This is a genomic window from Bacillus sp. EB V-12 (assembly GCF_056158125.1).
Genome location: NZ_JBUXJL010000012.1, coordinates 1 through 14,093 on the forward strand (window position 1 = coordinate 1; position 14,093 = coordinate 14,093).

At 34.6% G+C, this 14,093-nt stretch carries 10 protein-coding genes; 5 read left to right on the forward strand and 5 right to left on the reverse strand.

What is annotated here, in order from left to right:
* Nucleotides 1–192 precede the first annotated feature (192 nt).
* Genes gerKA through gerKC form a run of 3 tightly spaced genes read left to right on the forward strand, consistent with a single transcriptional unit; the run spans nucleotide 193 to nucleotide 3,887 of the window.
* Nucleotides 193–1,695 (forward strand): spore germination protein GerKA, encoded by a 1,503-nt coding sequence (gerKA, locus tag ACZDYH_RS25730; protein ID WP_434713464.1) that lies wholly within the window; start codon nucleotides 193–195, stop codon nucleotides 1,693–1,695.
* Nucleotides 1,676–2,782, forward strand: a complete 1,107-nt coding sequence (locus ACZDYH_RS25735; protein WP_086412270.1) for a GerAB/ArcD/ProY family transporter — start codon at nucleotides 1,676–1,678, stop codon at nucleotides 2,780–2,782. Before gerKA ends, ACZDYH_RS25735 begins: the two co-directional genes overlap by 20 nt.
* Nucleotides 2,763–3,887 carry a spore germination protein GerKC gene (gene gerKC, locus ACZDYH_RS25740; RefSeq protein WP_016121831.1) on the forward strand — a complete coding sequence of 375 codons (1,125 nt, stop codon included), beginning with the start codon at nucleotides 2,763–2,765 and terminating at the stop codon, nucleotides 3,885–3,887. The genes ACZDYH_RS25735 and gerKC overlap by 20 nt, the downstream gene beginning before the upstream one ends.
* A gap of 32 nt (nucleotides 3,888–3,919) precedes the next feature.
* Here gerKC and treC read toward each other — a convergent pair whose 3' ends face one another.
* The 3 genes from treC to treR form a co-directional block, all read right to left on the reverse strand.
* Complete coding sequence (treC, locus tag ACZDYH_RS25745; protein WP_434713462.1) at nucleotides 3,920–5,581, reverse strand: alpha,alpha-phosphotrehalase; 1,662 nt, start codon at nucleotides 5,579–5,581, stop codon at nucleotides 3,920–3,922.
* Nucleotides 5,582–5,594: 13 nt separating this feature from the next.
* Nucleotides 5,595–7,022: a PTS system trehalose-specific EIIBC component gene (gene treP / locus ACZDYH_RS25750; RefSeq protein ID WP_000513935.1), complete on the reverse strand. Its 1,428-nt coding sequence runs from the start codon at nucleotides 7,020–7,022 to the stop codon at nucleotides 5,595–5,597.
* Nucleotides 7,023–7,163: 141 nt separating this feature from the next.
* Nucleotides 7,164–7,874, reverse strand: a complete 711-nt coding sequence (gene treR / locus ACZDYH_RS25755; RefSeq protein ID WP_000987242.1) for a trehalose operon repressor — start codon at nucleotides 7,872–7,874, stop codon at nucleotides 7,164–7,166.
* A gap of 452 nt (nucleotides 7,875–8,326) precedes the next feature.
* On the opposite strand from treR, the gene ACZDYH_RS25760 reads away from it, so the two are divergent.
* Entirely contained in the window at nucleotides 8,327–9,724 is a 1,398-nt protein-coding gene (locus tag ACZDYH_RS25760) for an amino acid permease (protein WP_000448441.1), read from the forward strand.
* A gap of 31 nt (nucleotides 9,725–9,755) precedes the next feature.
* On the opposite strand, the gene ACZDYH_RS25765 is transcribed toward ACZDYH_RS25760, so the two are convergent.
* Nucleotides 9,756–11,459 (reverse strand): putative bifunctional diguanylate cyclase/phosphodiesterase, encoded by a 1,704-nt coding sequence (locus tag ACZDYH_RS25765; RefSeq protein WP_000893345.1) that lies wholly within the window; start codon nucleotides 11,457–11,459, stop codon nucleotides 9,756–9,758.
* 480 nt (nucleotides 11,460–11,939) lie between these two features.
* Entirely contained in the window at nucleotides 11,940–12,293 is a 354-nt protein-coding gene (locus tag ACZDYH_RS25770) for a cobalt transporter (protein ID WP_166695356.1), read from the reverse strand.
* A gap of 214 nt (nucleotides 12,294–12,507) precedes the next feature.
* On the opposite strand from ACZDYH_RS25770, the gene ACZDYH_RS25775 reads away from it, so the two are divergent.
* The gene (locus ACZDYH_RS25775) at nucleotides 12,508–14,037 is read left to right on the forward strand and encodes a cardiolipin synthase (RefSeq protein WP_000743030.1); all 1,530 of its coding nucleotides are present in this window, start codon (nucleotides 12,508–12,510) and stop codon (nucleotides 14,035–14,037) included.
* Nucleotides 14,038–14,093: the final 56 nt, after the last annotated feature.

A 14,093-nucleotide genomic window follows, 5' to 3' on the forward strand; every position in this document is an offset into this window, starting at 1 on the left:
CCATATATATCCCTCCTATATATCTTCTTAATTCGACACAAATGTTAGAAGTACTGCTATGAAATTGAATAATGCACAAAAGACAATGTAACGTAACCTTCAACCCTCTTTAAAAAAAATAATTCAAGCATAAATTTCTCACAAACGACAAAAATTAACAGAAAGAATTGCACTTTAAAAGAGGTGGAAATTATGACAGAGAAAAAAGAACAACAAGAGAGTAAAAAACAAAAGCATATGTTTCCATCACTTCCGGAGAACATTAGTTACATTGAAAATAAACTTTCTCATTCTGATGATATAAAAAAATTAGATCTCCCTTTTCAAAACGGAAAAGGAATAATCTTATATATCGAATCTTTAGCAGATCCAAATCTAATTCATCAGTTAGCTCTTGAGCCTTTATTGACACGGTCAGACTTAGCTATAGATAAAGCTTTTTCTACATTAAATATGAAAAAAGAAACGAATTTAAATTATGGTGTGCAGCTTTTATTACAAGGTAAATCCTTATATTTTCATGAACACGTCGACAGTTTTTGTATTTTCGAAACAGCTCTATCCTTAAAGAGAGATATAGCAGAACCTGATAATGAAGGAATTGTCCGTGGACCGCATACTGGTTTTGTAGAAGACTTAGCAACCAATTTAGCTTCCATTCGCAAACTCATAAAAAGTCCACATGTCGTCATTAAATATTTCACACTTGGTGAAGAAATGCATACGAAAGTGGCAATTGCTTATATGCAAAACATAGCGAATGACGATTTAGTTATAGAAGTAAAAAGAAGGTTAGAAACGATTAAGACAGATGCACTTATGCCTCCAGGATATATACAAGAATTTATAGAGGATACGTCTTTCTCACCATTTCCGCAGCAATTAAATACAGAGCGTCCAGATAGAGTCGCAGCAAATTTAATGGAAGGACGAGTTGCTATTTTATCTGATGGAGATCCAACAGCTCTTATCGTTCCTGTTACATTATTTGCTTTTTACCAATCACCAGATGACTATAATAACCGCTGGATTGTTGGTTCTTTCGTCCGAATGATTCGCCTAGTAAGCTTCTTGATTGCCTTTCTCTTACCAGCTATATATATCGCAACCGTAGCCTTCCATCCTGATGTATTGCCGCTCGAACTTGTGTATACAATTAAAGCTTCATTAGAGAAAGTACCACTTCCTCCTATTTTTGAAGCTCTCTTAATGGAATTAATCTTTGAATTATTACGGGAAGCTGGTATTCGCTTACCAAGCCGAGTTGGACAAACAATCGGTATTGTAGGTGGTTTAGTAATTGGTGATGCGATTGTAAAAGCCGGACTCGTTTCTTACACAATGATTATCGTTGTAGCTTTAACTGCAATCTCATCTTTTCTCGTTCCATCAAACGATATGAGTTCAGCAGTTCGAATTCTTCGTTTTCCATTAATGATTCTTGCTGCTATATTCGGATACGTCGGAATATCATTCGGTCTCATTATAACTTTCGTTCATTTATGTCAATTACATTCATTTCATACGCCATATCTTTCTCCTGTTGCCCCGATGCGGATAAAAGATATGAAAGATTCTTTTGTAAGACTTCCAATTTGGTCGTTTTGGGAACGACCACATGATCCAAAACCGAAAAAAATGCAACGACAACATGTAACGAGAGAGGATGAGGACGGTGACAAACACGCAAAGTAAAATTTCGCTCGTTCAATTTACCTTTTTCGTTATTCAATGCCAAATCGGAGTTGGTATCCTTTCTCTACCTAACCGTCTTCACCCGATAGCAAAAGGTGGCGGATGGATTTCTGCTCTCATCGCCGGGCTTGCAATTCAGCTTATTATTTTACTTATGTGGCTTTTTTTAAAACGATTTCCTGATGCAGATATGTATGAAAGTGTTTGTATGCTATTTGGTAATAAGTTTGGAAAACTATTAGGTTTTGCTTATGTTTTTTATTTTACGCTTATTGGTATGACGGTTATGTTGAATGCTTGTAATGTCATTAAAGTTTGGATATTACAAGCCACTCCTTGGTCTGCCATTCTCATCCTATTTACAATAGCTTGTTGCTATGTAGCCTATAATACATTTAAAGTAATTGTACGATTTTATGTCATGGCTTCTATTCTTATTTTCCCAATGGCACTTTTAATTGGACTTGGGCTCTCACGGGCTGACTTTTCTTATATTTTTCCAATTACAGAAGCTGGATGGTGGAATATTATTCAAGCATCCAAAGAAACAATTACAGCTATGTATGGTTTTGAAATCATTCTTATCGCTTTCCCAAAAGTAAACGGGAGTTCTGTCGCAAAACTGAAGGCCATTTCTATCGCTAACGGATTTGTAACTCTTTTTTATACTTTTACTGTTTGGATTTGCTTTATCGTATTTAGTCCAAAACAAATTGAGCTTATTCCAGAACCAGTTGCTTACTTATTACGTTCCTTACATATTGGGATTATAGACCGGACGGATTTACTATTTATACCAATATGGATGATAACAGTTGTGGCTTCTATTGCTAGTTATTATTGCGCTGCTTCAATCGGAGTTGGGCATATATTCAATCTTGCTAATCATAAAAAAGCTGTTCCAATCGTCGGTATTATTGCTTTTAGTGTAGCCTTATTTATAGATACACCTGAAGAATTAAAAGTAATCTCAACTTTCACTGATAAGTTCACGTATATTTTTATTGTTGTCCTCCCTCTTTTATTTCTACTTTATTCTGTGATACGAAATAAGAAAGGAGAACAGTATGTTCACAAGAAAAGTTAAATTACTTTCTATATTATGTGCTAGTTCCGTCCTTTCTGGCTGTTGGGATCAAGAACCATTAAGGGAAGCAAGGTTAGCTTATAGTATTGGATCTGATATTACGGAAGAGAATAAACTCCAGCAAACAATCGAGCTCGTAAAAAGTTCAAGCGGAGAGCAATCTTCATTCGAAAATGAAATACATTCAGCAACGGGGCATAACATAAGGGATACAAGCGATGCCCTAAAAAAAAATGTGACTGGGAATATTCGTTATTTTAAATATGGTGTTCAATTACTAGGAACCAAAATTCTAAAAAAAGGTATATTACCTTATTTAGATGTCAGCTTTCGGGACCCAACAAACCCAACTGCTTTAGTAAAACTTATTGCAGTAGATGGTGAAACATCCGAGATACTAGAAAAAAAGAAAGTAGGAAATTTACTAATTGGAGATTTTCTAAAGAAAAAAGTGAAAAGTTTAGAAGATATGAGTGTGTTTCCAAAAGAAACTTTAGAAACAGCTTCTACAAAAATGTTAGATCCCGGTAAAGACTTTACCCTCCCTTCTATAAAAATAAAAGGAAAAGAAGTGATTACAAACGGTCTAGCTTTATTTAATAATGATAAATTAACTGGGCATTTACCTTTGAAACAATCTGTTTTATTCGTATTATTAACTGGAAAAATGGGAACAAGTGCCCGTATAACCCAAAAGCTTACTAGCGATGAATCAGAGAAAACATCTGATTATTTAACAATGGAAATTAGCAATCGAAAGTTAAAACGCGACTTAAAAATAACAACAGATAAAAAAGGAAATGTTTATGCTCACATTAAGCTCCAACTAAAAGTTATAGCGCTTGAAGCTCCGAGAGATAATCTTTACAAAATGGATGAAAGAAAAAAACTAAATAAAGAATTGTCTACACAACTTACGAAAGAAGCTAAAAAGATAACGAAAAAGTTACAAAAAGCAAACTGTGATGCTTTCGGTATCGGCAGACACCTTATCGCCTATCACCCTGACTTATGGAAGAAGAAAAATTGGAATAAAGATTATGCAAAAGTAAAATTCAAACCTGAGGTAGAGGTAAACATTTTGTACAGTGGTGTCCTAAAATAAAAGGTTGTATGCCGCATGGGCATACAACCTTTTTATTTCGTATATCGATACACAATTGATTCATATGGTCTTAAGTTAAGTTTTGCAATATCCTTGCTAGCATCTTTATAATTCGACAGTAGTACTTCTTGTTTCATTCCATCTAATTGAACGTGCGCTGGTACAGAGTACGTTATTTCTTCTCCATAGAAGTTATTTATAACAAGTAGTACTTCACTTTCTGTAGTACGAGTATATGCCCAAATTTTAGGGTCATTTTTATCCAAAATAGCATATTCTCCTTCTGTAAGAACATCATACGTTTTTCTAAGTTCTATTAACTTTTTATAATGATAAAATACGGACTCTTTATCTTCTAATGCCTTCTCTACGTTTATTTCTTTAAAGTTTTCAGCCACTGAAATCCAAGGTGTACTTGTTGTAAAGCCACTGTTCATCTCTTCATTCCACTGCATTGGAGTACGGGAGTTGTCACGAGATTTTTGCTTTAAAATCCCTATAATCTCTTCTTTTGATAGCCCTTCTTTTAGCTTTATATCGTATATATTTAACGATTCCACATCACGATATTGCTCGATGGACTCAAATTTAGGATTCGTCATACCGATTTCTTCCCCTTGATAAATATAAGGCGTTCCTTGCAGCATGTGCATGGCTGTCGCTAACATTTTTGCAGATTCGTTTCGGTACTTTCCATCATCACCAAAGCGTGACACGATGCGAGGCTGGTCATGATTACACCAAAATAACGCATTCCATCCTCCGCCCTTTTGCATTTCAATTTGCCAGCTAGACATAATCTCTTTTAATTTAATAAAATCAAACTCTGCTTTCGTCCACTTATCACCATTCGGATAATCTACTTTTAAATGATGGAAACTAAACGTCATGCTTAATTCATTGCGCTCAGGATTAGAATATTTAATACAATTATCAATTGTCGTAGATGACATTTCTCCAACTGTAATTACATCTTTTCCTGCAAAAACATTTCGGTTCATCTCTTGTAAATATTCATGAACACGCGGACCATCTGTATAATACTTGCGTCCATCACTTGTCGCAGTACTACCTTCATCGTTTAAGAAGCATTGGTCTTTTGAAATTAAGTTAATGACATCTAATCGGAATCCTGTTACCCCTTTATCCAGCCAAAAACGCATCATATCATATACTTCTTCACGAAGTTTTTCATTTTCCCAATTTAAATCAGCTTGTGTTTCATCAAATAAATGTAAATAATATTGCTCCGTCTTCTCATCATATTTCCAAGCAGATCCACCAAACTTAGACTGCCAATTATTTTTTTCATCACGCCAAATATAGTAATTACGATATGGACTATTTTTATCTTCCTTCGCTTCTTTAAACCACTTATGTTCAGTCGAACTATGATTTACAACAATATCAAGCATAATCTCAATGTTACGTACTTTCGCTTCTGCTAAAAGTTCTTCAAACTCTTCCATCGTTCCGTAAGATGGATTAATGCTGTAGTAATCACTTACATCATATCCATTATCATTTTGTGGTGATTGGTATATCGGTGTTAACCAAATATAATCTACTCCGAGTTCTTTTAAATAATCTAGTTTCTCTGTAACCCCTTTTATATCACCGGTTTCTTTATTGTAATAGCTATTAAAGCTCTTCGGATAAATTTGATATACTACACTTTTATGCCAATCCTTCATGTTTAACTTCCTCCTACTTCTGTTTGACTCTTTTTGCAAATAACCAAGTTAAAGTAAATGGGATTACAACTGCAATAATCATTCCTACAATAAACATTGGAATCGATTTCGGAATAATAGAAATAAATGCTGGCAATCCGCCAATTCCGATAGCAGGTGCTAATACACCATTTAATGTAATGAATATCGCTGCCACAGCAGACCCTATAATCGCTGCATAGAACGGGAACTTATTTCGTAAATTCACCCCAAACATCGCTGGTTCTGTAATACCGAAGTATGCTGAAATGGCTGATGTTGATGCCATACTTTTATCATTTTGATTTTTAGAAATCCAGAACATCGCAAGTGCCGCACTACCTTGCGCAATGTTAGAAAGAGCGATCATCGGCCAAATAAATGTCCCGCCATGTTGTGCAATCAATTGTAAATCAATTGCAATAAACATATGATGCATACCTGTAATTACAAGCGGTGCATATAACGCTCCAAATAATACTGCTCCAACTACTGGTACTGTTTCATATACACCTACTAACCCTACTGTTAATAAATCTCCAATATGACGTGTAACCGGACCGATAATTCCTAGTGCTAACACACCTGTCACAACGATTGTTGTAATTGGTACAACTAATAATTGAATTGCATTTGGTACATGTTTCTTTAAGAAAATTTCCACTTTACTTAATACAAATGCTGCTACTAAAACAGGTAAAATTTGTCCTTGATATCCTACCTTCTCAATTTGGAATAGTCCTAAAATATTGAAGTACTCAATCTTTTGACCCTCTAAACCAGTCGCTGCTTTTCCATAGTCCCAAGCGTTTAATAAGGCTGGGTGCACAAGCATTAATCCCATAACAATCCCTAGTATTGGACTACCACCAAAACGCTTCGTTGCTGACCAACCGACAAGTGCTGGTAAGAATACGAATGCTGTATTGGCCATCATATTAATTAAATCCCAAAGCCCGCCTAAGTTCGGATAAACATCTAATAAATTTTTCCCATCAAAAAATAAGTCCTTTGCGCCTAATAGATTGTTAATACCCATTAGTAAACCAGCTGTTACGATCGCTGGTAATATCGGCATAAATACATCCGAAAATATTTTCACAAACTTTTGAGCTGGATTTAACTTCTGATTTCCAGAGTCTTTTACGTCCGCTACAGTCGATTCTTTCATACCTGCAAGCGTTATCAATTCAGCGTAAACACGATCTACATCCCCTGGACCAATTACAATTTGAAATATACCAGCGTTATGAAACGCTCCTTTCACTAATGAAACAGACTGTAATTTATCATTATCTATTTTACTTTCATCTTTTAAAGCGATACGGAGCCTCGTCACACAATGTGCAGCTTGTTCAATATTGTCTTTCCCACCAATATACTGCAACACTTCCTCTGCTGTTTTACGATAGTCTTTCCCCATATTCCCGTCCCTCTTTTCTTTTTTTGATACCGTTTACAATTACATATTAACTCGTATATATAAGTTAGTCAACACTCGTATATACGAGTTTGTGTTTTTTTTATAAAAAAAAGAGATGAAACAATATTTTGTTCCACCTCTTTACTTCCTGCGTGCCACATCCGAAAAGTGAAAAATATCTAAACGGTGGCGTGATTCTGTATATTCAAACTGACTTCCATCATACAAATGTGTAAAGTTTTTCACAACGACAACATAGTCTGTTCCATTTAAATCTAAATACTTTCTGTCATCCTCTGTACATGGCTGTACTTCTATTACCCTCTGCGAATAACTAATATGTAGCCCAAGCTCTTTCTCGATGTATTTATAAATCGATGCAGTTGCAATTTCTTTCGTTAATCCTGGAATAAACTCAGATACAAAATGATTTATATCTAAAATTACTTTTTCTCCATCAATATTTCGTACACGTTTAATATGGTCAATCTCTGTTTTTTCTTTTACATTTAATAATTTCGCAATTTCTTTTGTGGCTTTTTCTTTGTCCATTTCCACAACTTCCGTAATACAATGACGTCCCAAACGTTCATTTTCTTCTTGGAAACTTACAATACCGCCAAAATTAAATTCAATATTTTTTCGCTTTAAAACAAAAACACCTTTCCCATGAATTTTTTGCACATATCCACGCTCTTGCAGTAAATCTACAGCTTTTCTTACCGTGCCTCGGCTTGCCTCATACTGCTTCATTAATTCTGTTTCTGATGGGATTTTGCATCCCTCTTTTAATTGTTTATTATCAATAGATTTACTGATTTCTGTATAAATTTGTTCATACTTACTCATCATCTACAATAGCCCCTTGTCACCTTCTAATTCTATATGTATTATAACATGCTTCACTCTTCTGCCAATCTCTCACTTATTTTCCAGTACAAGAAAAATATAGGTAAATATTTAATCTTTAAAACGTATTTTTATAAAAATTTTTATATTTTTCTTTTCATTCAAAAAAACATGTAGTATACTAACTTCAAAATCAGAGGAGAAAGGGAGCAAAGAACTATGCTTACTTATACAACAACTGTAGTTACATTTGCACAAAAACATCATCATCATACGTAACCCTTGAAACCTAGCGGAAAAATTACGCGTAGGTACAAGGGTTATTCCCGTTGTACCTACGCTTTGGCGAAAGAGCCATGTAGGTATTTTTTTATCTACATGGCTCTTTTTTTATTGTCAAAAAGCTAGTAAAAAATGATGTTTAAGCAAAACTTACTACAAAGGAGTTAACAAAAATGGAAACGAAAAAATGGGGATTATGGGTTTTAACAGCATTTGTTATCGGGAATATGGTTGGCGGTGGCGTATTTATGCTTCCAGCAAATTTAGCACAAGTATCAGGGCCAATGGGTTCTACACTCGCATGGAGTATTACAGGCCTTGGCGTATTTATGATTGCACTTGTATTTGGAAATTTAGCGATTCGGAAACCAGAATTAAAAGCTGGACCACAAAGCTATGCTCAAGCGATGTTTCCTTCAAAAAAAGCTGGTAAAGTTGCAGGATATAGTATGGCATGGGGATATTGGGCTGCTAACTGGGCTGCAACAGCATCTGTTATTATTTCCTTTGCTGGATATTTATCAACATTCTTTCCAGTTTTACAAAGTAAGCAAATTCTTTTTTCAATAAATGGATTTTCACTGGAACTCGGAAAAGGATTAACTTTCCTCGTATGTAGCCTTATGCTGTGGGGAATTCAATATATTCTTTCTCAAAATATTGATCGAGCTGGAAACATGAATCTACTTGCTACCATTGCAAAAATTATTGGATTTACAATGTTTATTGTAATTACATTATTCATTTTCAACGCCTCTAATTTCGGAGACGGTCAAACCTTTATGAATGAAGCAGGACAATCAATCTCATTAGGTGGACAAATCAATTCAGCTGCTATTGCAACACTCTGGGCATTTATCGGTATTGAATCAGCAGTTATGCTTTCTAATCGTGCAAAATCACAGCGCGATGTAAAAAAAGCTACGATTTTCGGATTAATTATCGCTCTTCTTATTTACATGTCAATTACTTTACTTACAATGGGAGCTCTTCCGCAAGATGCTTTAAAAGAGTCTCAAAAACCATTAGTAGACGCATTAAATTTAGCAATTGGAAATAAAGGTGCATATATAATGGCTTTACTCGCTCTTATATCTTTATTTGGATCTACAGTTGGCTGGATTGTTGTTAGTTCAGAGGTACCTTACCAGGCAGCAAAAAATGGACTTTTCCCTAAGTTTTTCGGGAAAACAAATAAAAAAGGTAGTCCTGCAAAATCATTATTGATTACAAATGTAATGACGCAAATTTTCTTATTTTCAACGATTTCTGGTACTGTTTCAGAAGCGTATAGTTTCGCTATCGTCGTAGCAACATTAGCCTATTTAATTCCATACCTTGTTTCTACCTTGTACCAATTAAAATTAGTTATTACAGGAGAAACGTATGATATACTGCCAGGATCTCGAGTAAAAGATGGAATCATTACTACATTGGCGTTGGTATACTCCATTTGGGTTATCAAAACGGGAACTGCTGATTTAAAAACGTTCTTCTTAGGAATTGGATTGTTCGTATTAGGTCTTATTCTTTATCCAGTACTAATGAAAGACTCACAAAAAACGGATTAAATAAAGAGAAGCTGCTGGCTTCTCTTTTTTATTAAAAATCTGTAATTAACTTTTCTTTTAGCTCTCCTACAGATAAAGGTTTCGCATAATAAAATCCCTGTACATAATCACAGCTCATTGATTGTAACAAACTCTCTTGCTCTACTGTTTCTACTCCTTCAGCAACTACTGCTAAATTTAAACTATGAGCAATTTCAATAACGGATTTTACAATCGTTCGTTCTGGTTGTGCGTGATCATAATGAAATTCACGAATAAAATTACGATCAATTTTTACAATATCCAGTGGTAGTTGTTTTAAATAATATAAGGAAGAATAGCCAGTTCCGAAATCATCCAAAGCAATTAAAACACCCATATTTCTTAATTCTTGTAATGTAGCAATAATATAATCAAAATGGCGGACTGCAATACTTTCCGTTATTTCTAATATTAAACGGTTCGGAGGAAAACCAGTTCTCTTTAAAATGCTACGTACTGATAAAATAAAACGTTTCTGCATTAATTGTTGTATAGATAAATTCACAGATAACTTTAGTCCTTCTTGATAATTCGGCAATGTTTTAAACAAGCGACATGATTTTTCTAATACCCAGTCTCCTAGTTTTATAATAAGTCCAGACTCTTCAGCTACAGGGATAAATTCGCTTGGTGAAATAGGTCCGTCTTCTGTCATACAACGTACTAGAGCTTCTATACCAGAATATCTCTTCGTTTTCAAATCAATAATAGGCTGCAATGCTACATCTAACTCTTCATCACGAATTGCCTTTTGCAAAGCAAACTCAACTTTCATTCTACGATTTATTTTCGCGCGTAGCTCATCTGTAAAGAAACACGCAGCGTTTCTCCCCTGTTCTTTTGCACTATACATAGCTAAGTCAGAGTTTTTCAATAACGTTTCCACATCTTGTCCGTCTTGTGGATAAGAACAAAGTCCTAGACTAGCTGAAATGTATACTTCATGGCCTTCCAGCATAAATGGTGCCTGAAAACATGACAACACAGATGTCGCTAACTGACTCATATCATCTTGTCTATGATTTTTTGTTAACAGCACAAATTCGTCGCCACCTAGCCTAGCCAGAACATCTTTCTCTCCTAGTACATAATGCAACCTTGAAGCAACTTCACTTAAAAGTAAATCCCCTATCATATGACCTAATGTATCATTTACTAATTTAAAACGGTCCAAATCAAAGTAAATCATACCAAATTCTTTTTTATCTGCAATCAATTCGTTAACGGTCGTTATTAATTGTAAACGGTTAGGCAAACTCGTTAAAGCATCATGATAGGCAAGTTCCCTATAACGACTTTCACTTAGCCGCAATCTATGTTCCGCTTCTTTTCTACTACTAATATCATTTCGAATTGCGATAAACTGGTATGGCTCTCCTTTTTCATTTAAAAATGGAACAATTGTTGTTTTGACCCAATAATATGTACCATCTTTTGCTCGATTCCGAATCTCACCTGTCCATACTTTCCCATTCAAAATACGCTTCCATAAGTCTTGAAAAAAGGTTTTTGGATGATGTCCTGAATTTAAAATACGGTGATCTTTTCCAATTAATTCTTCTCTTTTGTATTTAGAGATTTCACAAAATTTATCATTTACATATGTAATAAGACCTTTTCGATCTGTAATTGCAACAATTGAAGACTCATCTAATGCTAACTTTAAATCTCGCAATGAAGAGTCATATAATGCATGACCTCTCTGTTCTAGCATGCGCATCTCTCCTTGCTTCTATCTGACTAAAACACAACCTGTTTCTCTTCATAGAAATAGAGATATTTCATTTTCTAATACTAGCCCATTACATAAATTATCTTTTTGAATAGACCGATTAAAATAACATAATATTATTTGTAATAAAAAGCAATATTATACCGTTCTAATTATAAATAGTAGCTTCTCATCTCCCTAATTATTTCGTACCTTATTATACTGCAATCCCTTTAAGTGGCTCTATGCAAGCCTTGTTTCCAACTAATACCACTCACATCTGATCTCTTTGTTTTTAATAACGAAATAGAAATTAGAACATACTACATAACTATTCACGAATAATAATATAAAACTCTACATCAATGTATATGTTTTTGAATTACAATAACAAAATATTAACATATTTTCACCTTAATTTTGGAAGTATTTTATAAATAAATACCGTATTAAACTAAAAAAGAGGATAGCCTCTTTTTTAGTTTAATACGAATATGGTATTTGCTGATAACCTGGGTATGGCATTGGATACGTTACAGGGTATGGCGACGGATAAGCTACTGGATATGGAGCCGGATAATACCCTCCACTTGTTGCACCTGTTAATGCACCAGCTGTTAGTCCGCCTAACACTCCTCCTGCAAAGCTTCCAGGGAAAAATCCGCCTCCCCATGAACTACCACCACCCCAGCCCCATCCGTCTCCGTGATGATGATGGTGATCATAGTGATTGTGTCCTCCATGGTGATGATGTCCACCGTTATGATTGTGCCCACCATGATTGTGTCCTCCATGATGATTTCGATAATACAATCCATTATTTTCTATATAATTCATGTTTCTCCGCTCCTTTTCGATTTTTTCATTTTCATATGCGTTAAGAGTGGGATAAAAAATGGGATAGTACACTGTATGTAGGACAAATGCGGAAAGTATAGGTGAAATGTCTATATTTTGTAAAAAAAGCAAAACACCTTATAATAAAGATGTCATATTACATCTTCTATTTAAGAAGTCTATATTGAAAAAAGATTAGGGGAATTATATAGAAATGAAGAAGCCTATCGTTCAATTACTATTAATATTTACAATTGTATCTATCGTTCTGTTCCTATTAAATACATCGTATATCTCGTTATATACATTTGTCGGTGCTCTATGGTCCATCACAATCGTAGGAATTTCATTCGTTATTTTTATAGAAAATAGATCTCCACAAAGTACATTAGCATGGTTTTTAGTATTAGCACTTCTTCCTATTATAGGTGTGCTATTATACGCTATTTTCGGGCGCAGCCGCTGGAGAAGAAAAAAACATCTCCATCGTTCAGAAGAACAAAGAAAATTATTCCGTGAAATATTAGAAGGAAGAAGACTAGAGTTATTACTCACAGTCCCACTAAATGAACGTTCCATACATTTAACAGAAGTCATACAAAAATTTGGAGGCGGTCCTGCTGCAGATAAAACAACTACAAAACTTTTAACAAACGGAGATCAAACATTTTCAGAAATTTTGCGAGCTATAGAGCAAGCAAAACATCATATACATATTCAATACTACATTTATAAATCTGATGAAATTGGTACAAAAGTTCGAGATGCTTTAATACAAAAAGCAAAAGATGGTGTTATTGTACGCTTCCTTTATGATGGCCTTGGAAGTAATACGTTAAGACGACGATTTTTGCAACCTATGAAAGAAGCTGGGATTGAAATTGTAGAATTTGACCCTATTTTTTCAGCTTGGTTACTTGAAACTGTCAATTATCGTAACCATCGAAAAATTGTTATTGTAGATGGCGAAATTGGTTTTACCGGAGGACTCAATGTCGGTGATGAATATCTTGGCCGTTCCAAGAAATTTCCTGTTTGGCGTGATAGTCATTTAAAAATAGAAGGAAAAGCATTATATAAATTACAAGCAATCTTTCTAGAAGACTGGCTCTATGCCTCTAGTGGTTTAAATACTTATTCCTGGGATCAATTCATGAATAGACAATACTTCCCAGGTAAAGAGATTTCAAATGCAGAAGGTGCTGTTCAAATCGTAGCAAGCGGACCAAGCTCCGATGATAAAAGTATTCGTAATACATTATTAGCTGTTATGGGCTCTGCAAAAAAATCCATTTGGATCGCTACACCCTACTTTATTCCAGATCAAGAAACTTTAACATTATTACGCTTAAGTGCAATTGCCGGAATAGATGTACGGATTTTATATCCAGGTAAAAGTGATAGCATCATTAGTGATCAAGCATCTCAATCCTATTTCACTCCGCTTTTAAAAGCTGGTGCTTCTATTTACAGTTATAAAGATGGTTTTATGCATGCAAAAATTGTACTCGTTGATGATACAATTGCAACTATTGGAACAGCGAACATGGATGTACGTAGCTTTGAATTGAATTACGAAATTATTAGTGTACTTTATGAATCAAAAACAGTTCACGATATTAAACGTGATTTTGAAGAAGATTTTAAACATTCAACTGAAATTAAATGGAACTCTTTCCAAAAAAGAAGTATAAAAAAACGCATATTGGAGTCTTTCATGAGGCTCATTTCTCCTTTACTGTAGGCAATCAACTTCATCTTGATTGCTTTTTCTTTTCCCTTTATCCTCCTTCCTTTTCT

Bases quoted from the DNA above. Each gene is read 5' to 3' on its own strand.
- treP (WP_000513935.1), bottom strand. From the start codon at position 7,022: ATGGGGAAAGACTATCGTAAAACAGCAGAGGAAGTGTTGCAGTATATT.
- gerKA (WP_434713464.1), top strand. From the start codon at position 193: ATGACAGAGAAAAAAGAACAACAAGAGAGTAAAAAACAAAAGCATATG.
- ACZDYH_RS25770 (WP_166695356.1), bottom strand. From the start codon at position 12,293: ATGAATTATATAGAAAATAATGGATTGTATTATCGAAATCATCATGGA.
- ACZDYH_RS25775 (WP_000743030.1), top strand. From the start codon at position 12,508: ATGAAGAAGCCTATCGTTCAATTACTATTAATATTTACAATTGTATCT.
- ACZDYH_RS25760 (WP_000448441.1), top strand. From the start codon at position 8,327: ATGGAAACGAAAAAATGGGGATTATGGGTTTTAACAGCATTTGTTATC.
- treC (WP_434713462.1), bottom strand. From the start codon at position 5,581: ATGAAGGATTGGCATAAAAGTGTAGTATATCAAATTTATCCGAAGAGC.
- gerKC (WP_016121831.1), top strand. From the start codon at position 2,763: ATGTTCACAAGAAAAGTTAAATTACTTTCTATATTATGTGCTAGTTCC.
- ACZDYH_RS25765 (WP_000893345.1), bottom strand. From the start codon at position 11,459: ATGCTAGAACAGAGAGGTCATGCATTATATGACTCTTCATTGCGAGAT.
- treR (WP_000987242.1), bottom strand. From the start codon at position 7,874: ATGATGAGTAAGTATGAACAAATTTATACAGAAATCAGTAAATCTATT.